Genomic DNA, 25,729 nt, shown 5'->3' with positions numbered 1-25,729 from the left:
ATCCTGCTATCCGCGATTTGTGAGTGGATTTTATAATAATTCTTTTATATCAATCTCTAAGACTTTAGCGATTTTATATAAATGCTCTAAGTTAAAATGAATGTTTTTATATCCAGCCTCTGCTCCAGCTACAAGCGAAACTGACTTATAGCCTATCTCTAGGCTTAACTCTAACTGCGATAAACCTTTTTCTTTGCGTATTTGTGCGACATTCTTGGCAATTTGCCTATGGAAATTTTCAATTTCTTCTTTACTAAAATGATGTATCACAAACTCCCTTTAAACTCTATCATTATAGATTTTCTTAAGTTTAGTTTGTTTATAATCTTATTTCACTCTACTATAATAGAGTATTTTATTAAAAAGGAGCAGAAGTGGCTGACAAAAAGATGAAACCAGCAGATAATGCGGCAAATATGCAAAATGCAAATAAAGGCACAAGCGGACAAAACCAACAACACGCACAGAATCAAGGGAATCGTGGCAAACAGCTTAATCCTAATCAAAGAGCAAAGAAATGAAAAAGCTTGTATCGCTAGGAATAGGCATAGGAGTTTCATTCCTCATTTTTGGTTGTGCTGACCCTGAACCACAATTACCGATGTTTAAACCCAAGGCATTGGAAGCACAAGGCAAAGGTATCACGGTTGCAAAATCTACACCTTATAATTGCAAAGCTCTAGGTGAAGTTGAGGGAAAAGACGACACTCAAGGCACACAAGGAGCAACAAGAGAAACTTTGCGTGAAGGGGCAATCAACGATTTAAAAAATGAAGCAGGAAATGTGGTTGGTGAAAACAAACGCATTATGTTAAAAATTGATAAAGAAGAAGTGCTATGCAATGCTTTAGTGCAAGAAAACAGACAACTAATTAGAAAAGTAGTTAAATGTAATGATGGCTTACCTTCTAATGCGATTCAAGGCTCACTCGCTTCACATAGAATCCACGCTGATATATTTGACTGCGGCGAAAAGTAGGTAATAAAAACACTCATATCCTCTCATATGCTTGAGAGGGTGTTTTTAAATCATTCTCTACAAACAAGCTACTTACTCGGTGGCAATAAGACAAAATTATCCCTTCTGCCTTGATTTCTTCTCTTTTCCCTTATCATATAATATTCGCTATTTTGCGCCGCACACACACTCGCACATCTCTCATCATTAAAATTTGTATCTTGCGTGAGGACAAGAGCAACATTTTCTTGTAGTTCTTGTAGGTTCTGCGAATCCTGCGCTTGAGCAGCTAAGTAAGCCTCATCTGTTGTTTCTGCATTGACTAAAATCTTATCTTCTTGCATTTCATCTGTATTTATTGCATTTGCTAATGCACCCGCCTCATCATCTTTATAAATCTCACTTTCTTGCATCGCACTTGCAATCTTACCAAATCTCACTTCAGTAGCCATTATCACACTCGAGCTTAAAGTGCCATTTGGACGCACTCCTGCAAGTTCATTATTTTTATTCACATAACATACAACAGGCTTCATATTTTTTTGGATATGCGTGTTTTTTGTAAGTGTATAAATCGCTTTTTTATCTACACTCATAGATTCTATTGTATCATACGCACCGATAAGATAGTGATACATTGGTTTAGAGTCTTGCTCACTCACATAGACTATATAAGGATACTTTTCAATCTGTGCGAGAATATCCTGCGACATTTCGCCTCTATATGCAGCAACCTGATAATAATAGCCCTCCTTAGCATAGGGAGCAATAGACATAAAATCCTCTTTAATATTGCTTTTGTCTGCTTCCGTAATATTGTCTGTGGCATTTTCTGCTAAAACCTCCTTTGTAGCAGATTCTCCCTGTGAATATTGTGAAGCCCCAGCACAAGAAGCGATAAAAAGCACGATAAAGCTTAAAAGCATAATGTATATTGCACTGCGTCCTACAAAATATATGGACGATAGACAACAAAGAAAAGACTTTGTATGAGAGAAAAACAAAGTAGATATATGAGACATTAGAATCCTTTGTATAAATTTTAAGGATATTCATAAATCGGCATTATCAGCAAAAACCTACATCCATTCTAAAATTTTACTCACCTCATTTGCTTCAAAACATTTCAGTCCAGCGGGTGGATTACTCGGTTTTTGAGCGAGGATTACTTTTTGGAATCCATAGCTAGAAAGCTCCTTTAAACGCACATCGATATTACTCACCTCGCGTATATCACCCACGAGTGAAACCTCGCCCACAAAGGCAGTTTTAGCATTAAGCGGACGATTGCGGAAGCTTGAAATAATACTTGCAATAACTGCCAAATCTGCGCTTGTCTCGTTGATTCTAATCCCGCCCACGACATTGACAAACACATCATATCGCCCCAATGGAATCTCGAGTTTGCGCTCCAGCAGGGCGAGAAGCATATTTAAGCGATTACTATCAAAGCCGGTGCAAGAGCGTCTAGGATAGCCTGATTCACTCACTAAGGCTTGAATTTCTATGACTAATGCGCGAGAGCCCTCCAAAACCACTGCTATGGCGCTCCCTGCCTGCGCACTCTTTTGTGTGAAAAAAAGTTGTGAAGCATTTTTAGCGCTCACCAAGCCATTTTCTTTCATCTCAAAAATCCCTATTTCGCTTGTGCTACCAAAGCGATTTTTGAATCCCCTTAACATTCTTAGCTCTTTACTTGGGTCGCCTTCAAAATACAGCACACAATCCACCATATGCTCTAGGATTCGAGGTCCTGCAATCGCGCCCTCTTTTGTGATATGCCCGATGATAAAAATGCTAATATTGCGCTCTTTGGCAAGACGCATAAGTGCAAAAGTTACTTCTCTCACTTGCGAAATAGAACCGGGTGCGGAAGTAATCTCCGGAGAATAAATTGTCTGTATAGAATCTATCACGCACAGGCTATAAGGCTGCTCATTTATGGCATTGGTGATGATATTTAAATCAATTTCATTCAGCAAAAATAGCTCTTCGCTCATCGCATTAAGCCTAGAAGCACGCATTTTAATCTGCCCTGCGCTCTCCTCACCGCTCACATATAAAACGCGTTTATGCGCCTTTGTAGCGAGATTCCCCGCGATTTTTAGCAGCAGTGTGGATTTCCCCACGCCCGGACTACCACCGATAAGATATAAACCACCCGGTACAATGCCTCCACCTAGCACAATGTCAAACTCCTCTTCACAGGAGCTAAAATGCGTAATTTCCTCTAAATGCACTTGCGTAATAGGAGTGGCTTTGATATTAGAGTTAAGCGGCTGTTTTTTAGCACTAATTTGCTCTTCTTTAAGCTCGACTAATGCGTCCCAACTCCCACAACTACTGCATTTACCAAGCCATTTTGCACTCTGCCACCCACAAAATTGACATTCAAAAATCGTGTGCTTTTTTGCCAATTCTATCCCTCAAAAATGCTATCGAGTATGACTTTGACATATTCTTTCGCATTAAATTCGCTCAAATCCTCTGCCTTTTCGCCCACACCAATATAACACACAGGAATCTTCAGCTCACTCACTATACTAAAAATCGCCCCACCCTTACTTGTACCATCAAGCTTAGTGATGATAATGCCGCTAAATGGCAAAATCTGCGAAAATACACGCGCTTGATTAATTGCCGAACTCCCCTGTGTGCCATCAAGCACGAGGTAACTACGCAAAGGCATATCGCCCAATGCCTTTTTACTTACGCGCACGATTTTTGCAAGCTCGTTATTGAGGTTAGTATGATTATGTAATCTCCCTGCGGTATCAATATATAGTTCATCAATCCCGCGCGCCTTTGCAGCACTAATACTATCAAAAGCCACCGCACCCGGGTCGTGCATATGCTGTGTGCTAATCACAGGGATATTTAGTCGCTCACCCCATAGCTTAATCTGGTCGATTGCGGCAGCTCGAAATGTATCTCCTGCGGCTAACATCACCTTTTTGCCCTGCTCTTGTGCACGTTTGGCAAGTTTAGCAATGGTAGTTGTCTTACCCGCGCCATTCACGCCCACAATAAGCGTTACAAGCGGTTTTGTTTTCTCTAAATCCTGTGCGGATTCGGAATTTAGCTCAAGCAGAGCCAAAAGTTCCTTTTCTAGTGCCTCACGCGAAACATATGAGGGGATATTATCAAGCACAGATTCTACAATACCATACTCCACATCGCATTCTATGAGAATCTCCTCAATCTGCTCTTTGGTGTATTTATTATTTTTTGAGCTAAGCAGAGCCGCAATATTGTGCGTGGTTTTTTGTAAAGTTTTAGTAAGAGAAGCTATCATTGTGCGTTTTGTGAATCTACCTGACTTAAATCTTGTTCATCGACTTCTTGCGACTCTGGCGTGAGAGTTTGCAACTCATATTGAGCCTTCGCATCAAGCTGGTCTTGAATCTGATACCTTATATCAATCTCTACCATTTCTTCTGGCACAAGCCCAACATAGTCAATCACCTTTTCGCCTTGCTTGTCATAGAGTGAGATATAGCTATGCTTTTCATCTTTGTCTAGGAAATGGAGCAGATTCTTATTGTCTATGGGTGCATAAAGCTTGAATCGAGGATTTACTCTGTCAATTTCCTCTTGCAAATACACCAATTCATCTTTTGGGCTAATGGCAATTATGGAGATAAATTCTTGGTATCTATTATGTAAATCAAGAATATGCAAAAGCTCATCTTGACACTCTTGACAAGTTTTGGAGAGAAAAAAAAGGAGTGTTGGACGCGCAACAGAGCTTTTAAAAATGCTTTGATCTTCATTTGTCTTAAAACGCAAGGATTCATTTTGTGTATTTACCACTTCAATGGTTAAAATCTTGTCCTTACTGCCGCCCTCAAAGCCAAAGACATCTTTCTCGCGCTCCCCATCATCGCTACACGCTTGAAATATCGTGCCTAGAAGCACAAAAATGACAAAAAACTTCGCAAAACCCACAAAAGTGCCACAAATAGCTTTCATTAAATCACTCCATTTATGCTATGTTTAGGTATCATTATATCTAAAAAAAGGATTAACAATTACCAAACAAGATTTTAGAATCCACGCAAAAACACGATTAAAATACTGCAAAAGCCACAATCCGTTTGCACACAAAAAGCTAAGCAAAGCACTATTTGCACATTTAGCACGGCATAAGTGCAAAAATGTGCTTGTATATATGCCTTTTGGCAATGAAGTAGATATTATGCCTCTTATTGCTACTTTGCGACAGAGAAAATATCGTGTTTTTATTCCTTTTATACAAGAATTTAGCTTTAAAATGATACCATTGCGCCTACCATTGCATAAAAATGCTTTTGGTATTTATGAATCAAATAATTCTCATTTCAATTTAATCAAAGTTGATGTTGTGATTATCCCTGTTTTGGGTATTGATAAACTTTTTAGGCGAATAGGTTTTGGGAGGGGTATGTATGATAGATTTATATCTGCTCTCAAAGATAAGATTCAAATCATTTTTGTAGCACGAAGCGCAAACTATGTACTAGATGTCATAACACAAGATTATGATGTGCAGGGAGACTATTTTTATACACCATCGGCTTTGTGTATAAGGAAACACAATGGAAATATGGTATGTGATAGGAAGTATAATCTTTGGATTATTGGTAGGGATTAGTGTATATATCATTACAAGAAAGGTATGCAACTCTCACGCTCAAGTCGTGGTAGAACAAGCTAAGGCAAAAGCAAAGGCGATTGAATACGAGACGCAAAAAATGCTCCAAAATCATCATCTAGCGATGAAAGAAGAGGAACTTCATCTCAAGCAAAGCTACAAGCAAGAATGTGCAGAATTAGCACGAGAGTATGATTGTAAGTTAGCTAAACTTGACAAACTCGAGCAATCAAAAATCAATCAGCTCAATGCGCAAAAAGCAGAGCTAGATAAACAGAGCAAGGAAGTCAGTGAGCTAAAGACAAAGGTATTGCGCTCACAGGCGGAACTTGATAAGCTTAAAAACGAAACGATGCAGAGCAAAAAGGAGATGCTACAAATTCTCTCAAAATATACGCAAATGAGTAAAAATGAAGCAAAAGATATTTTACTCGCTCATCTCGAGGAGGAGTTATGCGAACAAAGAGCGCACCTTATCCGCCAATACGAGAGAGAGGCGCACCAAGAGGCAAAGAGAAAGGCAAACTATATCCTAGCTCAAGCGACCACGCGCTATGCAGGGGAATTTGCAAATGAACGACTCATCAATGTAGTGAATCTACCTAGCGATGAGCTAAAAGGGCGGATTATCGGTAAAGAGGGGCGAAACATCAAAGCCCTAGAGCTTATTAGCGGCGTAGATGTGATTATTGATGATACGCCCGGTAGCATTATTTTGAGTAGTTTTAATCTCTATCGCCGTGCCATTGCGACAAAGACCATAGAACGACTCGTGGAGGATGGGCGGATTCAACCCGCACGAATCGAGGAAATGTATGAGCGTGTGAAAAACGAAATGAACGAGCAGATTCAGCAAGACGGCGAGGATATTGCGATTGATATGGAGCTTGGCTATATGCACCCAGAGCTAAAATTCTTGCTTGGCAAAATGCGCTATCGTGCATCGTTTGGACAAAATGCGCTCGGGCATTCTATCGAAGTGGCGAAACTCGCCGCTATTATCGCCGGTGAGCTAGGTGGTGATGAAAAACTTGCTAGACGCGCGGGAATCTTGCACGATATTGGCAAAGCACTCACACAAGAACTAAGTGGCAATCACGTGGAGCTAGGTGCTGAAGTATGCACACGATACAAGGAACACCCTGTTGTTATCAACGCTATCAAAGCCCATCACGGCTATGAGGAGATTCAAAGTATAGAATGCGCCGCGGTATGTGCTGCTGATGCGCTATCTGCCGCTCGTCCGGGCGCACGAAGAGATGCGGTGGAAAATTTCTTAAAAAGAATGCAAGATATTGAACGCATAGCTATGGATAAAGTAGGTGTGAAACAAGCCTATGCCATTAACGCAGGGCGCGAAGTGCGAGTGATTACACGCGCAGAACTTGTCAATGATGAGCAAAGTATCGTTCTCGCACGAGATATAGCTAAAGATATAGAATCCACCCTGCAATATCCGGGTGAAATCAAGGTAAGTGTGATACGCGAAACCCGCGCGGTGGAATATGCGAGATAAACTCGCGTGTATTATAGAATCTAAAAAGTAGGCATTAGATTCTATAATTTGTAAGTCTTAGATTCTAAAACTTCACGCGGACTTTCACCCAAAAGCTGCGTCCGGGCTCATACACTCTCTGTGTGGGAGCGATATTTAATGCGCCAATATTTACGCCATTTTTAGACAAATGATACGCATAGAGCGTATTTGTGAGATTATCCACTCCTGCAAGAAGCATAAAATATTTACTCTTATAGCCACCATACAGATTCAAAAGTGCAAAACCCTTAGAATTGCCATAATCGCGCCCTATCACATTACCATAATTCAGGGCATAGCGATGTTGTGCCGCATTTGCTATCATATCAAGGCGCAAAAGCCAATTACCATTCTCATAAAAGCTAGATACTTGAGCCTGAAGTGGAGCGACTTGTGGAAGTGGTGAATGAGATTGTAAGCCTTGTTGGCTGCTTAGATTTAAACCATAAGTATAAGCAAGAGAGGCATAAAAATGCAAAACCTCCCAAGTAATAGCTTCTGCCTCTATCTCTCCACCCATAAGCATAGCATTTGTATTAAAAGCACTTGGATTGCTTGGATTGTAATCTAGCACGATATAATTTGCAATATGCGAAGCATAGGCTGAAATCTTACCCTTAAGCACATTATCTTGATAGGTAAGCCCTATATCAAGTTGAGCATTTGTTTCAGGTTTGAGAGCCATTCCTCCTGTCTTACTTACTTCCCAAAAGTCTGCTCCTCTCTGCGCTACACCTAATCCTGCATAGAATGTGGATTTATCCAAATAATGCTCATATCGCACAAAAGCACTTGCGAGATTATTTTTATCCTCTGCTGCTTGTTGTGTTGTTCCTCGTTGTTTTCGCTCTGTTGTTAAATAATCATATCTTGCACCAAAGGCTATGCCAAAGTTTGATTGTGAATGATATTGCCCTTGTGTGAAAAACCCTAGATTTTTGAAAGTAAAGTTTGGATTATATTTTTGATTGAGTATAGCATTTGCTACAGATTCCGTTTGCCCTCCACCATTGCGAATCTCGTGCGAATCGTGGTTATAATTACTCCCTACATACAGCTCCACACTCTCACCAAAATAGAATCTCCCCTCTACCCTACCGCCTGTATTGGTGCGTTTGGGATTGCTGATATTGTAAAGATTCCCATTTAGCACTTGTGGTGGGCGATGTGAAAAATTATCCATAATATGGTCTATAGCATTATGCCAAAGTCGCACATCAAGCCTATCAAAAGTATCATTAATATGCTGCTCTAAGGCAAGATTATAGGAGATTCTATCAAATGTCCGCGCGTCCATTGCCCTATCTGCGTAAGAAGCCCAGCCTCGCCCCACATCAATATCAAACTCAATCGCTGTGCTTGAAGTAGGCGTAAGTGTGCCTATAACACTTGCAGATTCTCTATTATAAGCCGAATGCACGATTGTATTATCTCCAGCGCGATAATCTGCAGATTCATAATGTGAAACTATCGCCTGTAAAGAACCATACTTTCCCCCAGCTAAAGCATTTATATTCATATCAAAGCGATTAAAGCTCCCATACATTGCACTTGCATCAACATTAAAACTTCCCTTCTCAAGCCTGAGTATGTCGCGTTCAAACAACAAACCACCGCTTATAAGTGCGCCATATCGCACATCTTGAGGACCTTTTAATATACTGATGCGATTATAATTTTCGGGAAAAATATAAGTGATTGTTGTATCCATACGCCCGCCACAAGCACCATTAAGATTCCCACCACTTATAAAAATCGGCAACCTTGAAGCACCTTGTGAGCGGTAAAGTATTTCACTTCCGCCACCACCTTTGCGCGTCATTGAAAATCCCGGAAACAAGAGCATAGATTTAGCCACATCACCTGAATGCAATGGTGTATCGTTACCATACATATCTACATTTAAAGGAGAATCTAAGATGTCCTTAGAATATGTGGCTGTTACAACTGATGTGGGAAGAATGCGTCTTTTTAGCTCCTTATTTTCTTCCTCTGCATACAAAGTGCTTTGTGCTAGAAATATCCCACAAACATACAACCACTTACATCTTAACAAATCCATAAAAGCCCTCCTCTAAAAATCAATGTTATCTTATAATACAATATATCTTAAGAATTATCTTAGAATTATTTTCTTTTTTTTTGAATTAATGAATTGTGTAAAAAATAAACAAAAATGCAAAATACATATTGTAATATTAATTTTTTGTGATAGAATCCCGCACAAAATTCAAATTACAAGGTGAGTTTATGTCAAAATCATTTCTTTTTACTTCGGAATCTGTAACCGAAGGACATCCAGACAAAATGGCTGACCAAATCAGTGATGCGGTGCTTGACTACATCATTGAGCGTGATAAAAAGGCGCGTGTAGCGTGTGAAACACTCGTGAGCAATGGCTTTTGCGTAATTGCAGGTGAGCTCAAAACTCACATTTACGCCCCTATGCAGGACATTGCGCGAAAAGTAGTGCAGGAGATTGGCTATACTGATGCGCTCTATGGCTTTGATTATCGCTCTGCTGCGGTGCTTAATGGCATTGGTGAGCAAAGCCCAGATATTAATCAAGGCGTGGATAGAGAAGATGGCGAGATTGGTGCGGGCGACCAAGGGCTAATGTTTGGCTATGCGTGTAGAGAAACGCCCTCACTTATGCCACTGCCTATTTGGCTCTCTCATCGTCTCACAGAAGGTTTAGCGGCAAAGCGTAAAGATGGCACTTTGCCTTTCTTACGCCCTGATGGCAAAAGCCAAGTAACCGTGCGCTATGAAAATGGCAAACCTGCAAGTATTGATACGATTGTTATCTCAACGCAGCACAGCCCGGAAACACAACAAAATCATCTTAAAGATTCTGTGATTGAAGAAATCGTGCAAAAAGTGCTACCAAAGGAATTTTTAAACGATAATATCCGCTATTTTGTGAATCCCACCGGAAAGTTTGTTATCGGCGGACCGCAAGGCGATGCGGGACTTACAGGGCGTAAAATTATCGTAGATACCTATGGCGGAAGCTGCCCGCACGGCGGCGGTGCTTTTAGCGGAAAAGACCCAAGTAAGGTAGATAGAAGCGCAGCGTATGCAGCGCGCTATGTCGCTAAGAATCTTGTCGCTAGTGGCGTATGTGATAAAGCAGTCGTGCAAGTAGCCTATGCTATCGGCGTGGTAGAGCCTGTATCAATTTTAGTTGATACGCAAGGCACAGGAAAAGTTGAAGATTCTAAACTCACTGAATGCGTGAAAAAGGTATTCCGCCTCACACCAAAGGGTATTATAGAATCTTTAGACTTACTCCGCCCTATCTATCGTCAAACCGCAGCCTATGGACATTTTGGGCGGGAGTTGCCAGACTTCACTTGGGAGAGAACAGATAAAGTTGAGGCAATTAAGGATTTTTGCGGTATTAAATAGTTTCTACAAAACAGGCGAAATTCTAAAAGCTTACTCACTTTGGGGAATCTCGTACAACAGGGTATAAAGTATAATGCAGGATCTTTCTAAATCCTACCTTGAGGGCGCACAGAGTGCGCTACCTCGCCGATATGGTATAAAAGTAGGCAAAACCTTTCTCTATGGCGCACCGGGTGTGGGCAAAAGTGCATTAGCACTTTTATATAGCAAGGGGCATAAAAATACGCTCTATATTAATTGCGAGGATTGTCGCACCGATATAGAATCTGCAAATGCCTTTATTCTCAAATCCTACCTTGAGCGCAAACTCGAGCTTCTCATCATCGATAATTACACACCTCATATTTCTTTACCAAATCTCAATCACATTATCCTTATCGCAGATTCTCTCACGCTCTGTCCAGAGGACTTCAAGCCAAAACATATTCGCGCCCTAAGCTTTGAAGAATATGTGAGTTTTGATAATAAAAATCTCTCGCTTCATCACCTCTTTAACGCTTTTTTGAAAGAGGGCAACCTCGCTAAAGTCGCCCTGCTCCCTACATATCAAAAGGTCTTGTATAAACAGGATATGCTCAAACTTGCCCTTTGGAATGACTTTAACCTATTTTGCGCCCTGCTCCCACTCCAAGCACAAAAATTCAGCACGCACCACATTTACACATTACTAAAAAAATCACATAAAATCTCAAAGGATAGAATCTACCCACTCCTGCGCTCACTGCAAGAGCGAGGCATCATCCACTTCGTGCCCCACATCACAAACGCGCATAAGAAGCTGTATTTTTATGATTTCACGCTCCCGCTTTGCGTGAGGATTGAAAAAAACCTACAAGCTATGCTAGAAAATATGCTCCTCTTAGAACTTTATCACTTTTGCGAGAGATTCAATGTTAGCACAGAGGTGAGCTATGGGGATATGGGGGAATTTGTTTGTGCACTTGGCGCGTTTCTCTTTCTCCCCTTTGCCACAAGTGAAAGTATAGAATCTAAGCTTACAAAGCTCAATGCACCCTATACAAGTATTTTCATCATTACTTTTGATTTCGAGGGAAATGGAGAGATACACGCTCCACAACCCTTACAATGGGTAGCGATGAGTTTTATTAACTTTGCCTTAGAATTTAGTATAGATTTGATTTAGAATCTCACTCTAAAATCCCGCAGGGTAAGACTTATAACTATCAACAAAGGCAAAAAATTATAAACTCCTTGCGTCAAGGGCGCGATTGAGCGTTTTATTCAAATCTCGCGCTAGGGTCGGATTGAGCTCTCGTAGCTTCTCCTCTGTCTTTACGATGAGTTCAGTAGAAGTATTATGATGAACCGTTATCGCAAAAAGAAAACTTCTCTTGCGGTAGTCGCTTAGCTCGAGCTTGTCATAGTTTTCAAAAAAATTATCCGCGGCTTCTGTGAGCTTAGTAAGAGTGCTTCGTGGATTATCTAAAACCTTCATAATTTCTTCGATAGTTACAATACCTTTTTCTTCGTTTTCAGATTCTAGTTTTTTTGGTGCTGGACCAAAGAGCCACAGCATAGTTACTAGCACAAAAATCGCTACACAAAATATACTTACAAGCATAAATACACTATCTGGTGATAAAACCATAACATTCCTTAATATTATTTTATTAAAGCAAAACGATGATTTTAACATAATATTATGCTATTGTGGATAAAATTGCGCGATAAACAAACCTTACACATCAAATTTGTAGAATCTTAAGCACAATCTTGCCTTGCTTACTTGAAGCATAGCTAAAGTATGCGCGGTAAAATAGGAGTAGATATGGACTATGTAGAGCTTGCCAAGACCTATAAAACGCCCCTTTATGCGTATGATTTGGCGCATATCACAAATGCCTTTAATGCTATAAAGAACGCTTTCAAGGCGCGAAAATCGCTTATTTGCTATGCATTAAAGGCAAATTCTAATCTCTCTATTATTCATCACCTAGCTCAACTTGGGAGCGGAGCGGATTGTGTATCTATCGGTGAAGTAAGACGCGCTTTAAGAGCCGGGATTCCTAAATATAAAATTATTTTTAGTGGTGTGGGGAAAAGCGATAGCGAGATTTTAGAGGCTTTACAAAGTGATATCTTATTTATCAATGTCGAGAGCGAAGAGGAATTATCCCGCGTAGAATCTTTAGCAAAAAATATCGATAAAGTTGCGCGTATCTCTGTGCGTGTGAATCCAAATATTGACCCAAAGACCCACCCCTACATCTCCACAGGTTTGCACGAGAATAAATTTGGCGTGGATATTGAACAAGCAAAGGCGATGTATATTTTTGCAAAAAATGCTAAAAATCTCGAGCCAGTGGGGATTCACTTCCATATTGGCTCACAGCTCACAGACCTAGAACCAATTAGGCAATCCGCGCAAAAAATCGCAGAACTTGCCCATAGCCTCCTTGCACTCAAAATTGATTTGAAATTCTTTGATGTGGGCGGTGGCATTGGCATACGATATACTAATGAATCTTTGATTGAGCCATATGACTATGCACAGGCGATTCTAAGCGCATTGTATGGGCTTGACTTGACAATTATTTGCGAACCCGGGCGATTTTTGGTGGGAGAAAGTGGCGTGTTGCTTACAAGTGTGTTGTATGAAAAACACAATGGAGCGAAACGATTTGTGATTGTTGATGCGGCTATGAATGATTTAATGCGCCCATCGCTGTATAATGCCACGCACGAGGTATGCCTTGCAAAAGAAGCTAAAGATACACAGGATCCTAAAAATATAGAGGATTCGCAGAATTCTAAAATCACACAAGATTCACAGAATTTGGCAAATGCACCCGAGTCAAACAAAAGCCTATGCGATGTCGTGGGACCAATATGTGAGAGTAGCGATTTTCTCGCAAAAAATGCGCTTTTACCTCCACTCAAAGCTGGAGATGTGCTGATGATAAAAAATGCCGGTGCATATGGAGCGAGTATGGCGAGTAACTACAATACGCGTCCGCGTCCTGCCGAAGTAGCTTTTATGGGAGAAGATGTTCGCATCATTAAGCATAGAGAATCTCTTGATGATATAATGAGAGATGAGGCAGAGTTATTACAAAATTATAAAGATTTTAAGTGTGATTGAGGGAGAGCAGCAAAATGCAAGAAAACATATTACAAGAGCTACGCGCACAGATTGATAAAGTCGATGATGCGATTTTTGATGCATTAGAAAAGCGTATGTCGCTCGTGGCACAAGTGGGTGAGTATAAGCATAAATATGGTGGTGCGATTTATCGTCCCGAACGTGAAAAGCAGATTATCCAAAGGCTTGGCACAAAAAATAGCAGATTTATGAATTTACACGCGATTGAGGCTATTTATCAAGAGATTTTTGCAATTTCGCGCAACCTTGAACTTCCTCAAAAAGTCGCCTTTTTAGGTCCTATTGGCAGCTACACGCATCAGGCGGCAGAAGAACGATTTGGCGCAATGAGCGAATATATACCACTTAATACCATTAGTGCGGTATTTGAGGCATTATGCGCCAAACGTGTAAAATACGGCGTTGTGCCACTTGAAAACAACACAAATGGAATGGTGGGCGAGAGTATCGACCTACTTGCTCGGTTTGACTGCAAGATTATTGCGGATATGATTTTACCTATTCACCATAGCTTTTTGAGTAATTGCGAACATTTAAGCGAGATTAAAACCATTTATTCTAAGGATATTGCTTTTGGGCAGTGTCGTAACTTTCTCAACGCGCATAATCTTCACCACATCGAGCAGATTCCCACAGATTCTACCGCGCGCGCGGCGCAGCTTGCTGCAAACAATCCAAACAGCGCGGCGATTGGCTCAAAAATCGCTGGTAAGATATACAAACTACCCTTGATGTTTGAGGATATTGAAGATTCTACAAACAACAAAACGCGCTTTGCCATTATAAGCGATTTTGAAATGGCACCGAGTGAAAGAGACAAAACCTCGCTTTTTGTAAATCTTAAAGAAAAAGACCAAGTGGGGGATTTATTTCGGCTACTCGGTGATTTTGAAAAAGAAGGCATTAATCTTACACGCATAGAATCTCGTCCTGTGCGCGATAGTAACGACTTTAGAATGGGATTTTTTATCGATTGCGAGGGACATTACAAAGATGCACCATTGCAGAGACTGCTAAATAAACGAGCTGATGAGATAAAATGGCTTGGGAGTTATGTTTTCACAGATATGCGGGAGTAGAAATGATAAATTTTAAGTTATTAGAATTAAGCGATAGGGCGGTTTTACAACCTTTTGTGAGCGTGCAAGGACGGTGGATTGCGGATACAAGCTTTACAAATATGTTTATGTGGCGACACGCACGGGAGATTAGCTTTGCCTTGCTACAAGGGCATTGTGTGATTCAAACGCGCTACCCAAATGCAAATCCCTTTATTTTTTATCCTCTAGGAAAGGGGGATAAAAAGCCCATTATCGAGGCACTTATTGCGTATTACAAGACTTTGAATCTCCCACTTGAGTTTCACTCACTCACACAAGAAGAATGTGATGAGCTAGCACGCGACTTTCCGGGACAATTTGAGATAGAAAAGCAACGTGATAGATTTGATTATATCTACAATACGCAGGAGCTTATCTCGCTCACTGGGCGCAAGTTTCACAAAAAGAAAAATCACCTCAACCGCTTTTATCTGCAGTATCCACAAACAAAATTTGAAACTATAAGTAGCACAAACATTGATGAAGTTATTGCTGTAAATAACTTATGGTATAGCAATGCAAACAAAGATGACAAGGGATTGTATTTTGAGAATCTTGGCATAAATGATTCACTCACATATTTTGACGAGCTGAGTTTGCAAGGTGGAATTTTGCGTATTGATAATGAAATCGCCGCTTTTAGCTTTGGTGAGGAGCTTGATAAAGATTGCGCATTGATACATATTGAAAAGGCAAATATCATATTTAATGGCGCATATCAGGCGATTAATCAAGCCTTACTCAAACATACTTTTTCGCACACGCAATATGCTAATCGCGAGGAGGATTTAGGCATAGAAGGGTTGCGTAAGGCAAAGCTTTCCTATCAGCCCGCATTTTTGCTAGAAAAGTCGAATGCGAGGTTTAAAATGTGAAAAAAATAGGTTTCTTTTTTATTGATATTATCGTTCTTTGTGTGCTCGGAGGGATGTTTTTTATCCTGCAAAACAATGGGCTTGTGTGGTTTAATATGCCTAGTGATAAGTCTTATCCCATAAAGGGCGTAGATGTCTCTGCCCATCAAGGACATATTGAATGGAAAATACTCAAAGAGCAAGGCATTAGCTTTGCCTTTATCAAAGCCACAGAGGGTAGCAGTTGGGTGGATAAACATTTTTCATATAATTTCGCCTCCGCAAGAGATTCTGGGCTATATGTGGGGGCATATCATTTTTTTAGCTTTGATAGCAGCGGACTTACACAGGCAGAGAATTTTATTCGCAATGTGCAAGATTCTAAATTGCCTAAGAGCTTGCCGCCTGTAGTAGATATAGAGTTTTATGGCACAAAGGCAAGCAATCCTCCAAGCGCTCAATCTGTGTATAAAGAGCTTGATAATCTTCTCTTGCGCTTAGAGCAATACTATGGAGTGAAGCCTATTATTTATACTACGCCGAGTTTTTATGATATATATTTACGCGGGCGATATAAAGATAATCCATTATGGATAAGGTCTGTTTTTTTCGCGCCAGATTCTCTATGGGCGCGACTCTTTAATGTATATTTTGACAAAGACGCTTGGGTATTTTGGCAATACAATCCAAAGGGCATTTTAAAAGGCTATCGGGGTGCAGAAAAATACATTGATTTAAATGTATTTAATGGTGATGAAACAGATTTGAAGAGATGGATTCAAAACAATGCGCAAAGCTCTAAAAATCCCTAATTAAAGGAAATGAATGCAAAACATCATAAAGGAGCTTGATTTAAGCTTTCAATCAAGCGTAGATTATCTGCGAATATTTTACGATGTATATATGGATTCTCAAATAATAGAATCCAGCACAGATTCTCAAAGTTTAAAATCTCGCATAGTGGTGCAAATCGCACACGGAATGGTCGAGCATAAGGGAAGATATGAATGGGTAGGTATGCAGTTGGCACAAAAAGGCTTTGTTGTAGTCATTAACGACCATAGAGGACACGGCAAAAGCATAGATAGCACACACCCGTGGGGTGAGATGAAAGGCAAAACGCAGGGCTTAGGATATGCGGAAAATACAATGGATACAGAAAGCTTAAACAAGATGCAAAATGATGATTTACAAAATAATGCAAAAATATCAAATGCGCCACAAAAAGATACACAGAATCTCAGTGGCTTTATGCGCGCAGTGGCGGATATGCACGAACTTACTACGATTATCAAGGCACGTTTTAAACCCACGCATTATGTGCTACTTGGGCATTCTATGGGCTCACTTCTTGCCCGCTCTTACATTAAAAACTATCAATATGAAATAAATGCGCTTATTCTTTCGGGTTCGCCAGCATATAATCCACTTGTGAATCTTGGCAAATTTCTCGCGCAAATCCTGCATCAATGCGGTTTAGAATCTCGTGGCAAGGCACTCATAAATGGGCTATCTTTTGGGAGCTTCAATAAGCCATTTTTATGCAATAAGGACGAGGATAATACAAAAGGTGGCTTTGCGTGGCTTTGTCGCGATAAAGCCGTAGTTGAGGCATATAAGGCAGATAGCGCGTGTCAGTTTATCTTTAGCCTACAAAGTTTTATAGGACTTTTTGAGGGTATGAAATATGTCAATGATATGCAAGATTTAAAAGGTGAGGGTTTGCCACTTTTGGTTATAAGTGGCAAAAGTGATAGTTGCGGAAATTTTGGCGTAGGTGTAGAAAAAATTGCATATCAATACCAACAATGCGGTTTTAATATGGAGTTGATACTTTATGAGGGCGCAAGGCACGAGATTCTAAACGAGATAAATAAAGAACAAGTGCTAAGTGATATTATATGCTTTATAACAAAGCTAAGTAAGAAGTAGATACGCTCAAAGGAGTCGGTTACCTCTTTAAAGGAACTTTACTCTTATCCTCTCTCAAATCTCCTTGAATTGTCTGCAAAAGATGCAATGTGTTTGGCATTTGATATTTGAAGCATAGGAATTATTTTATCTTAAGTTAATTATGTGTAGCATTAATGCACTCAAATAAGCTTTCAGGGTGAAAGAAAACAAGTCTTCTTATAGGCTCATAAATTTTAATGAAGTCATTTTATGCAAAATTCAAAATCCTGTGTTTTTATGGGCGCATTGCCTGCAAGCACACTCTTTTTTATACGACTTGAAAATGCTTTTTTATTAACAGAAAAAGGCGCATTGATAGAAGTTGTAAGTGATGTAGATAATTTAGAAAATGATTTGATGATGTGGTGTGCTTTCAAAGGTGAGGAGTTTGTCCAAAAGTGTGCAATAAGTCAAAATGCAGATTCTAAGGGTAATTTTGTATATATCTTGTGCAAAAAATCCCCCACAAGATTCCAAAAATTTGATTGTCATTCTCACATAAGTCCATCGGCTCAAGGTTTAGCACCAAATGGTGTGCAAGTGGAATTGGCAAGTCCAAATTATCATTTTGGTATAGAATCTAATAATAATATTTGGAGCAGTAATGCTTTGCAAATTTATGAGGATTCTAAAAAGTCGCAATGGAATGCCACCACAGATATAAAATGGCAAGAAATACCAGAGTTTAGCCCAGCCCTGCAATTTGCAATCGCACAGATTATGACTTATTTAACTGAAAATGAGTTTTCAGCTCTGTATATCCCCGCACGATTTTTAGGGCAGATTTCACCCTTTTTCACGCCTATTCCGCTTTTACTCTCCTCTATTATCGGTGATGAGAGCCGACATATAGAATCTTTTATCAAAAGGGCAAATATTACAGGGCTTGGTGTGCAATACTCCACACTTACAACACAACAAAGCCTTTTTAGCCTGTGGAATGAGAAAGATTATTTCAAATCTAGCTTTTTGCTGCATATTATGGGGGAAGGGACTTTCATTGATTTATTAAAGTTTTTAGAGGAGAGCTTTAGGGCATTAGGAGATGAGGCGAGTGCATATTTACTTGCTTTAGCAAGGAAAGATGAAAGTCGCCACGTTGCCTATGGAATCAATAATGTGAAACAAGCAATAGCACAAAATCCTGCCAAAATTGCTGCCTTAAAGGAAGTCGTTTTTGCGCGTAAAAATTATTTAGATGCGCAAAGTGGAGAATCCTCCCTGCTTTTAGAATCTATGGCTCTATTGCGTGGAGGAGGTGAGGATAGCGCGTTAATTTCAAATGGATTTGAGGAGGTGCAGGAATTAAAGAAAAAAATGGAGAAAAATCGCACAAAGCGGCTTGTGGAATGTGGCATTGATGAGGAACTTGCCCTTGATTTAAGCAGGGCTCATACACCTAATTTTATGTAAGGAGAAAATATGTTAAGTTTGGAAAACTTAGAACAAAAAGCAGCGGAGTTTGGTAAGGTATTTGTTGCTCCTCATACAGAATCTATTGACAAAGAAGCAAGATTCCCAAAAGAAGCCTATGATGAGCTCAAAAAGCAAGGGTTTATGGGGCTACTTGTGCCTAAAGAGTATGGCGGAAGCGGTGGAAATTGCTCTCATCACGCTTTAACTTGTTATACTTTAGCACAATTTGATGCTTCTACTGCACTTTGTTATATGATGCACAATGTTGCAACGGCTTGTATTGCAACTTTTGGGACAAAGGGGCAAAAAGAGGAATTTTTGCCAAAAATAGCAAAAGGGGAGATTTCTTTTGCTCTTGCTTATAGTGAAAGTGGCTCTGGGACACACTTTGGTTTGCCTGATATAACAGAGACAGAAGCGGGAGAGTATAGAATCTTAAAAGGGCGCAAAAGCTTTGTAACTTCGGCTCAACAAGCTAACTATTATCTTACTTATACAAATTCTTGCAAGGTAAATGGTGGTAAAAATAATTGGATTACACCTCATAATGCACAGGGTATTTATCACGAAGAGGGCGTGTGGAATGGATTAGGTATGCGCGGAAATGTCTCAAAACCTGTGCAATATAATGATGTGAAGCTTCATACAAAACAATATTTGCTAGGCAAAGACGGAGAGGGTGAAGCGCAAGCTGGAGTTGTAGCAATGTATTTTGTCGTTGGGCTTGGAGGGGTGTATAGCGGTGTGGGAAAGGCTGCTTATGAATGCGCACTTAGTCATTGTAAGAGTAGAAAATATACTGATGGCTCCTCTTTGGCAGATAAAGAGTTAGTGAGAATCCATATCGCAGAACTCTATACCAAAACGCAAAGCCAAATTGCACTGACAAAAGAGGCTGCAAGGGCATTTGATAATAAAGAATCTGATGCAATGTGCAAAATATTTGCGTGTAGGATTAACGCCACACAGCTTGTTATGGACATTTGTGCTCTTGCAATGCGACTTGGTGGAGGAAAAGCTTATAGTAAGCTCTTGCCACTAGAGCGATATTTGCGAGATGCGTTCGCTTCACAAGTAATGGCGCCAAGTCTTGATATTTTACAAGTGTGGCTTTCTGATGCACTTTTACCAAAGGAGTAAATATGAAGTCAATTTTAGTAGGTGCAGTGGCGTATGCGCCACAAATTGTCCCTATTTGGGATACGATTAGGGAATATGCTAATGATTATTTTAAAGATATAAGGCTAGATTATGTGTTATTTAGCAACTATGAGCGGCAAGTGCAGTGGCTTAAAGAGGGAAAAATAGATATTGCTTGGAATACAAATGTGGCTTTTATCCGCTCTAGGCATTGCACAAATAATGGTGCAGAGGCAATTTTAATGCGCGATACTGATATTGGCTTTAAAAGTGTATTTGTAGCCAAAAGAGATACAATGAAGGGTTTAGAGGATTTGAAGGGTAAAAAATTTGGTTTAGGGAGTTTAGATTCTGCTCAAGCGGCGATTATGCCTTTATTTTATTTGCAACAAGCCTCACTTGCACTTAAAGAGATGCCTTTAGATTCTCTGCATCAATCAAGTGCAATGATACACTTAAAGTCTATCGCTTTAATAGCGATGTGGGCAAACACGGCGATACAGGGCGAAGTGAATTTGATGTGCTGGATAAAATAAAAAGTGGAGAACTAGATGCAGGAGCGATTGGCTCTACTACTTGGGTGAGGGTTATGCAAGAGGGAAATTATCCTCAAATGGTGAATTTTTACACAAGCCCTGCTTATTGTCATTGTAATTTTACAACCCTAAAAAGTTTTGATTCTTACTTAAAAAGAAGCTTTGTAGAAATGATGAAATCACAAAATGCCCTTAAAAATGACCCAAAAATTGCACATATGATGAGTTTAGAGGGACTTAATGAATGGGTTTTGTGTGATGAAAACGCATTGAAAGGATATGAAGAGATTGCTCAAGCAATGGGAGAACAACATCTCTTAAATTTACCCCACTCTTAAACTTAATGGGGTTTGTGTGCTTCCAAGAAAATAGCCATATAGTCTCCTTTAGGGAGGCTTACAATCTGTTTTGTAATTATTTAATTAATAATAATTCTTAAGATTGATTTTACTTATTTTGTTATATACTTGTAATTATAAAAATGATTGCAAAGGAGAGTCAATGAAAAAATGTTTATTATCTTTTACTCTGTTAGGAGTAATAGCTCAAATAGCTTTAGGTGATGAGATAATTTCAGATTCTAAATCTGTGAATCTTAGCAAATCTATCGTATATGGCTCTATGATGAACACGAGACTTGATGAACTTAATCGTAATGTTTATGAGATTGATAAAGAAAACATTATTGATAAAGGTTATCGTTCTACTACTGATATTTTTTCTTATACACCTTTTGTTGGGTTGGCAAATGTCGGTTTAGGAAGCAATCTTGATTTAAGGGGGCAAGGTAATCGTGCGAATACTTCTGTGCAGGTGTTGATAAATGGTATATATTCTAATATGCTAGATAGCTCCCACGGCGTTACGCCACTCAACACTCTTTCACCAGCAAGCATCGAATCTATTGAGATTTTGCCAGGTGGAGGAGCTGTGATGTATGGAAATGGCACAAGAGGTGGTGTTGTAAATATCATCACACAAAGGCGATTTGCTAAACCATTTTTTAGCGCAGGGCTTAGTTATAGCAATATCATTGCTTCCACAGGCAATAGTTATAATGCCGATGCGAAATTTGGCACAAAAATAGGTGAGGATACTCATATCTCGCTTGGGGTGGCATATATCAATCGTGAAGGTCCTAGGATAAATGACAAAACAAGTGGTGGGCAAGTTAATATGGGTATTATCAAAGATTTTGCGGGGGGGGGGTCTTCTCTTAGCTTTGATATAGATTATTTTATAGGTTTGATTGATACAACGCCTAACAACTCCTTTATGGATAGAGCAAACCCGAGCAAAAGCGATAGAAAAAGTGCAGGAAATGGGGATTTACACAATAAACAACAACGGCTTGATGTGAGTGTGGGCTATAAAAGTAAGATGAGCGAAAATGCAAATTTTGACCTCAAAGCCTTTTATCACCTCAATAGAATTAGCTATATAGATTCTATAACACGCCTAAGTCAATATATAGCCTATGGAACTTCTTGGAGTGGGACTTATGCCGACCAAAGTGGCTCTTTATTTGATGACCAAAAGGCTGGACTTATAGCAAAATATGACGTAAAGCACAAGAATGGACATTTTTATTTGGGATTAGAATCTATTTATAATTATGGAAAACGCGTAATGAATCAATACATATGGGCTACCGGTGGAGTTGTAAATAGTATGAATAGTGGCAATCCAATGACTTATAGACACGCGATGAATATTCCATTTGAGGGGAGCAAATGGAGCAATGCACTTTATGTGTTAGAAAAATATGATTTTACAAAAGACTTTTCACTCACAGGTGGGGTGCGATATGAAGCAGCCACATATAAAGCTGATGTTGTTTATAATACACAAGGTGGATTATATGATGCAAATACTGGAAGTGTGTTTAATCCTATAATAAATACCATCATTAGTAGTGCAAATGGAACAAAAGGTAATCTAGAAGATACACAGCATAACTTTGCCTTCGAGATTACACCAAATTATCATTATAGAGATTCTGGTAATGTGTATGCAAAATATGAGAGAGGATACTTTTCTCCAAGCCCAAACTCACTTTTAAGAAGACAAAGTAGGACTTATCTTCCCACTGATTTGAAAAAAGAAACTTATGATACCTTTGAGCTAGGTTTCAAAGATTTTGTGGGTAATGTGGCAATGGTAAGTGCAAGTGCATATTATACATTGACACAGAATGAATTTTATACCATTGGTAACGCTCATAGTGTTTCGGGTGTGCAGTATGGTAATTATGATAGGACACAAAGAGCAGGTATAGAGGCTTTTTCAGAACAATATCTCTTTGATGGGAGATTATCTTTAAGCGAGAGTTTTACTTATATCGATGCACGGATTCTTAAAAATAATAGCGTGAGCGTGAAAGATAGGATTCCATATGTGAGTAACTATAAAGGCACTTTTGGTTTTAATGTTGCATTAAGTAAAATTTGGCATTTATGGAATCAGAATACATTCTATGGTAGTCAAAAAGACATAAGTGGGGATACGATTAAGGCTTATTCTCTTACAGATATAGGCTTAAGCGCGAAATTTGGGGATTTATCTTTAAGCGGAGGCGTGCGAAATGTCTTTGATACATTTTATTATAGCTACTACAATGGCGATGCGAGTGATAGCATTGCAGGATATGGATTTTTAATCGGGCAAGGACGCAGTGCATTTATCGAGGGACGATATACATTTTAGTAAAATTTATTATGTTTATAATGCTTGACTTTCGTTAGAAATAGCAGTATGATGCCAGCCGATAGTTTCCGTGAACCTCAAAAGTTTTATCTCTAGCAGTTGATCTTCCACGGCGACTATCCAAGCTAGAGATAAAACTTTGAAGCAAATTTGCTCATAGGACTCTTTCACTGAAAAAGCTAAACTCTAGACTTTTTCTGGAAGAGTTCCTATCTCCTTATATTTTCTACGCAATGAGTTACTGTATATTAAATTAATCTTAAGGAACAACAATGCCAAAACTTGTAATATTCAGTGGAGCAGGATTAAGCGCGGAATCTGGACTAGAAATATTTAGGGATAATGGCGGATTATGGGCGCAGTATGACCCTATGGAAGTCTGTAATTATGAAAATTGGCTAGAAAATTTTGCACTTGTGCATAGATTCTATAATTTGCGGCGCGAGGAGCTAGGCAAAGTCCAACCTAATGCTATGCATAAGTTTTTAGCCACACTTCCTCATAGTCTCAAAGCAAAGCAAGATATAGAGGTGATTCACATCACGCAAAATGTTGATGATTTGCTAGAGCGCGCCGGAGCAAGCAATATCATTCATTTACACGGGCAATTAAGCAAAATTATATGCCCCAAATGTGAGTATATCTTTGATATAGGATACACTCATTTTGAGCCACATAATTGCCCAAATTGTGGCTATGAAAAGCTCAAACCTTTCATTGTGTTTTTTTATGAGAAAGCACCGCAATATGCGACAATGTATGAGATTTTTGAATCTTTAAATTTTAGGGATTGCGTGCTAGTTATTGGCACAAGCGGTAATGTTGTAGATATTAGCTCTATCCTTGCACGCTGTGAATACAAACACAAGATTGGCTTAAAAATCCTCAATAATTTAGAGCCCTCAAATTCCATTGCAGAATCTGTATTTGATACGATTTATTATAAACCTGCTACACAGGCAATAGAGCAGATACAAGAGGCACTTTGTGATTTTTTTAATGAGGGTAAAAACTAGATTGGGCTTTTAGAATGCGGTGGTTTCTATCTATATATAGAATCCTCGCAATAAGCCCTCAAAGACTTATCTTAGAATCTCGCACAAGATTCTAAGACTGCAAAACTTTTAAAGTATCTACAAACTGCTTTATGTCTTAACGCTTCATTTGTGTGGGTTGAATATCTTTATTATCTGCAAGATTTTGTGCTTCTACCTTTTGTAACATCTGCACGAGTTTTTCGGCGGCTTCTCTATAACTCTGCGCAGACTTAGAATCTGGCTCGAAGAAAGTAATTGGTTTGCCATTATCCCCACCCTCACGCACCTTTGGTTCAAGCGGCACTTGTGCCAAGATCGCTGTATTGTAACTTTGAGCTAGGCTCTCGCTCGTGCCTTTGCCAAAAATATCATACTCCTCCCCGCAGTTTGGACAGATAAACCCACTCATATTTTCAATAATCCCTGCAATTGGCACTTTGAGCTTATCAAACATATCAAGGCTTCGTGCGCTATCATCAAGGCTTACCTTTTGTGGTGTAGTAACGATTACCCCCGCGCTCACAGGCACACTTTGGGCGAGTGTAAGCTGTGCGTCTCCCGTGCCCGGTGGCATATCAATCACAAGCACATCAAGTTTGCTCCATAGCACATCAGTTAGCATTTGCTCAATCGCACGCATAATCATAGGACCACGCCAAATGAGGCTCTGCCCCTCATCATAAAGCACCCCCATACTCATCATTTCTATACCAAAGGCTTTAAGCGGGAGGAGCTTTTTTTGCCCCTCATCAACCTGCGCCTTTGTCGCATTAAGCCCGAGCATTCGAGGGATATTAGGACCATAAATATCCGCATCAAGTAGTCCCACCTTTTTGCCCTGCTGTGCTAAGGCAATAGCGAGATTCACACTGCTTGTGGATTTCCCCACTCCGCCTTTGCCCGAACTTACCATTACAAAATGCTTAATATGTGGGGCGAGATTCTTCGCCTTTGGTTCTTTTTTGGGCGCGGGTTGGGGGATATTGATGAGCAGATTCAAAGTCTTATTTTGCAATACAGAATCTAGCTTTTGGCTAATCTCCTGCCTCAACTTTTCGCTTACCTCTGGTGCGCTTGAGGGTATATCCACGCGGATATTTACCGCATTTTCACTCACACTTACTTCTTTGAGGAAGCCAAAACTCACAATATCTTTTTGAAAATTAGGGTAAATCACCTTTTTCAAAATATCAGTAATTTCTTCTTGCAATGCCATATCTTATCCTTTTTGTTATTTGTGTAGGCTCAAGGCATAAGCCGATGTGCCACGGACTAAAAAAGCGCGATTATAGCAAGTAAAATTTAATTTAGAATCTTGCCCCTT

The 25,729-nt window shown here is 39.6% G+C and carries 23 protein-coding genes and 1 pseudogene; 16 read left to right on the top strand and 8 right to left on the bottom strand.

Annotated features, from left to right (window positions below; translation table 11 throughout):
* Positions 1 to 30: 30 nt before the first annotated feature.
* On the bottom strand, positions 31 to 270 hold the full coding sequence (locus BN2458_RS09660) for a helix-turn-helix domain-containing protein (RefSeq protein WP_081951491.1): 240 nt from the start codon (positions 268 to 270) through the stop codon (positions 31 to 33).
* 104 nt (positions 271 to 374) lie between these two features.
* Between BN2458_RS09660 and BN2458_RS09825 the strand changes: the two genes are divergently transcribed.
* On the top strand, positions 375 to 521 hold the full coding sequence (locus BN2458_RS09825; RefSeq protein WP_156407272.1) for a hypothetical protein: 147 nt from the start codon (positions 375 to 377) through the stop codon (positions 519 to 521).
* Positions 518 to 979 carry a DUF4156 domain-containing protein gene (locus tag BN2458_RS01960; RefSeq protein ID WP_034325490.1) on the top strand — a complete coding sequence of 154 codons (462 nt, stop codon included), beginning with the start codon at positions 518 to 520 and terminating at the stop codon, positions 977 to 979. The genes BN2458_RS09825 and BN2458_RS01960 overlap by 4 nt, the downstream gene beginning before the upstream one ends.
* A 68-nt stretch (positions 980 to 1,047) precedes the next feature.
* Here BN2458_RS01960 and BN2458_RS01955 read toward each other — a convergent pair whose 3' ends face one another.
* Genes BN2458_RS01955 through BN2458_RS01940 form a run of 4 tightly spaced genes read right to left on the bottom strand, consistent with a single transcriptional unit; the run spans position 1,048 to position 4,930 of the window.
* Positions 1,048 to 1,980, bottom strand: a complete 933-nt coding sequence (locus tag BN2458_RS01955) for a hypothetical protein (protein ID WP_138109621.1) — start codon at positions 1,978 to 1,980, stop codon at positions 1,048 to 1,050.
* Positions 1,981 to 2,037: 57 nt separating this feature from the next.
* Complete coding sequence (radA, locus tag BN2458_RS01950; RefSeq protein ID WP_034325487.1) at positions 2,038 to 3,375, bottom strand: DNA repair protein RadA; 1,338 nt, start codon at positions 3,373 to 3,375, stop codon at positions 2,038 to 2,040.
* A 2-nt stretch (positions 3,376 to 3,377) separates the two neighbouring features.
* Positions 3,378 to 4,253, bottom strand: coding sequence for a signal recognition particle-docking protein FtsY (gene ftsY, locus BN2458_RS01945; RefSeq protein WP_034343477.1), 876 nt, complete (start codon positions 4,251 to 4,253; stop codon positions 3,378 to 3,380).
* Positions 4,250 to 4,930, bottom strand: coding sequence for a hypothetical protein (locus tag BN2458_RS01940; protein ID WP_231944820.1), 681 nt, complete (start codon positions 4,928 to 4,930; stop codon positions 4,250 to 4,252). The genes ftsY and BN2458_RS01940 overlap by 4 nt, the downstream gene beginning before the upstream one ends.
* A gap of 58 nt (positions 4,931 to 4,988) precedes the next feature.
* Between BN2458_RS01940 and BN2458_RS01935 the strand changes: the two genes are divergently transcribed.
* Positions 4,989 to 5,591 (top strand): 5-formyltetrahydrofolate cyclo-ligase, encoded by a 603-nt coding sequence (locus BN2458_RS01935; protein WP_034325484.1) that lies wholly within the window; start codon positions 4,989 to 4,991, stop codon positions 5,589 to 5,591.
* Positions 5,551 to 7,107: a ribonuclease Y gene (gene rny / locus BN2458_RS01930; protein WP_034325603.1), complete on the top strand. Its 1,557-nt coding sequence runs from the start codon at positions 5,551 to 5,553 to the stop codon at positions 7,105 to 7,107. Before BN2458_RS01935 ends, rny begins: the two co-directional genes overlap by 41 nt.
* 64 nt (positions 7,108 to 7,171) lie before the next feature.
* Here rny and BN2458_RS01925 read toward each other — a convergent pair whose 3' ends face one another.
* Entirely contained in the window at positions 7,172 to 9,190 is a 2,019-nt protein-coding gene (locus BN2458_RS01925; protein ID WP_081951492.1) for a TonB-dependent receptor domain-containing protein, read from the bottom strand.
* Positions 9,191 to 9,378: 188 nt separating this feature from the next.
* Between BN2458_RS01925 and metK the strand changes: the two genes are divergently transcribed.
* Both metK and BN2458_RS01915 read left to right on the top strand, forming a co-directional pair.
* On the top strand, positions 9,379 to 10,539 hold the full coding sequence (gene metK / locus BN2458_RS01920; protein ID WP_034325482.1) for a methionine adenosyltransferase: 1,161 nt from the start codon (positions 9,379 to 9,381) through the stop codon (positions 10,537 to 10,539).
* Between the two features lie 73 nt (positions 10,540 to 10,612).
* On the top strand, positions 10,613 to 11,683 hold the full coding sequence (locus tag BN2458_RS01915; protein WP_034343480.1) for an ATP-binding protein: 1,071 nt from the start codon (positions 10,613 to 10,615) through the stop codon (positions 11,681 to 11,683).
* Between the two features lie 57 nt (positions 11,684 to 11,740).
* Here BN2458_RS01915 and BN2458_RS01910 read toward each other — a convergent pair whose 3' ends face one another.
* On the bottom strand, positions 11,741 to 12,148 hold the full coding sequence (locus BN2458_RS01910; protein ID WP_034325478.1) for a hypothetical protein: 408 nt from the start codon (positions 12,146 to 12,148) through the stop codon (positions 11,741 to 11,743).
* 180 nt (positions 12,149 to 12,328) lie between these two features.
* On the opposite strand from BN2458_RS01910, the gene lysA reads away from it, so the two are divergent.
* The 10 genes and pseudogenes from lysA (at position 12,329) to BN2458_RS01860 (ending at position 24,384) form a co-directional block, all read left to right on the top strand.
* Positions 12,329 to 13,642, top strand: a complete 1,314-nt coding sequence (lysA, locus tag BN2458_RS01905; protein WP_034325477.1) for a diaminopimelate decarboxylase — start codon at positions 12,329 to 12,331, stop codon at positions 13,640 to 13,642.
* A 14-nt stretch (positions 13,643 to 13,656) separates the two neighbouring features.
* Positions 13,657 to 14,742, top strand: a complete 1,086-nt coding sequence (pheA, locus tag BN2458_RS01900; RefSeq protein WP_034342125.1) for a prephenate dehydratase — start codon at positions 13,657 to 13,659, stop codon at positions 14,740 to 14,742.
* Positions 14,743 to 14,744: 2 nt separating this feature from the next.
* Positions 14,745 to 15,638 (top strand): DUF2156 domain-containing protein, encoded by an 894-nt coding sequence (locus BN2458_RS01895; RefSeq protein WP_034325473.1) that lies wholly within the window; start codon positions 14,745 to 14,747, stop codon positions 15,636 to 15,638.
* The gene (locus tag BN2458_RS01890; protein WP_034325471.1) at positions 15,635 to 16,429 is read left to right on the top strand and encodes a glycoside hydrolase family 25 protein; all 795 of its coding nucleotides are present in this window, start codon (positions 15,635 to 15,637) and stop codon (positions 16,427 to 16,429) included. The genes BN2458_RS01895 and BN2458_RS01890 overlap by 4 nt, the downstream gene beginning before the upstream one ends.
* A 13-nt stretch (positions 16,430 to 16,442) precedes the next feature.
* The gene (locus BN2458_RS01885) at positions 16,443 to 17,549 is read left to right on the top strand and encodes an alpha/beta fold hydrolase (RefSeq protein WP_034325470.1); all 1,107 of its coding nucleotides are present in this window, start codon (positions 16,443 to 16,445) and stop codon (positions 17,547 to 17,549) included.
* 231 nt (positions 17,550 to 17,780) lie between these two features.
* A complete protein-coding gene (locus BN2458_RS01880) occupies positions 17,781 to 18,983 on the top strand; it encodes a ferritin-like domain-containing protein (protein ID WP_034342124.1) in 1,203 nt (400 codons plus the stop codon).
* Positions 18,984 to 18,992: 9 nt separating this feature from the next.
* On the top strand, positions 18,993 to 20,126 hold the full coding sequence (locus BN2458_RS01875) for an acyl-CoA dehydrogenase family protein (RefSeq protein ID WP_034342121.1): 1,134 nt from the start codon (positions 18,993 to 18,995) through the stop codon (positions 20,124 to 20,126).
* 2 nt (positions 20,127 to 20,128) lie between these two features.
* Positions 20,129 to 21,000, top strand: a pseudogene (locus BN2458_RS10700) (phosphate/phosphite/phosphonate ABC transporter substrate-binding protein).
* Positions 21,001 to 21,163: 163 nt separating this feature from the next.
* The gene (locus tag BN2458_RS01865) at positions 21,164 to 23,368 is read left to right on the top strand and encodes a TonB-dependent receptor (protein WP_058122027.1); all 2,205 of its coding nucleotides are present in this window, start codon (positions 21,164 to 21,166) and stop codon (positions 23,366 to 23,368) included.
* A 272-nt stretch (positions 23,369 to 23,640) separates the two neighbouring features.
* Positions 23,641 to 24,384 (top strand): SIR2 family NAD-dependent protein deacylase, encoded by a 744-nt coding sequence (locus tag BN2458_RS01860; RefSeq protein ID WP_034342220.1) that lies wholly within the window; start codon positions 23,641 to 23,643, stop codon positions 24,382 to 24,384.
* A 136-nt stretch (positions 24,385 to 24,520) separates the two neighbouring features.
* On the opposite strand, the gene BN2458_RS01855 is transcribed toward BN2458_RS01860, so the two are convergent.
* Positions 24,521 to 25,621 (bottom strand): Mrp/NBP35 family ATP-binding protein, encoded by a 1,101-nt coding sequence (locus BN2458_RS01855; protein WP_034325459.1) that lies wholly within the window; start codon positions 25,619 to 25,621, stop codon positions 24,521 to 24,523.
* Between the last annotated feature and the right edge of the window lie 108 nt (positions 25,622 to 25,729).

It is taken from the genome of Helicobacter typhlonius (assembly GCF_001460635.1).
Classification (GTDB): Bacteria; Campylobacterota; Campylobacteria; order Campylobacterales; family Helicobacteraceae; genus Helicobacter_C; species Helicobacter_C typhlonius.
The sequence above is the reverse complement of the archived record's forward strand: the minus strand, read 5'-3'. Positions and strand labels throughout refer to the sequence as shown.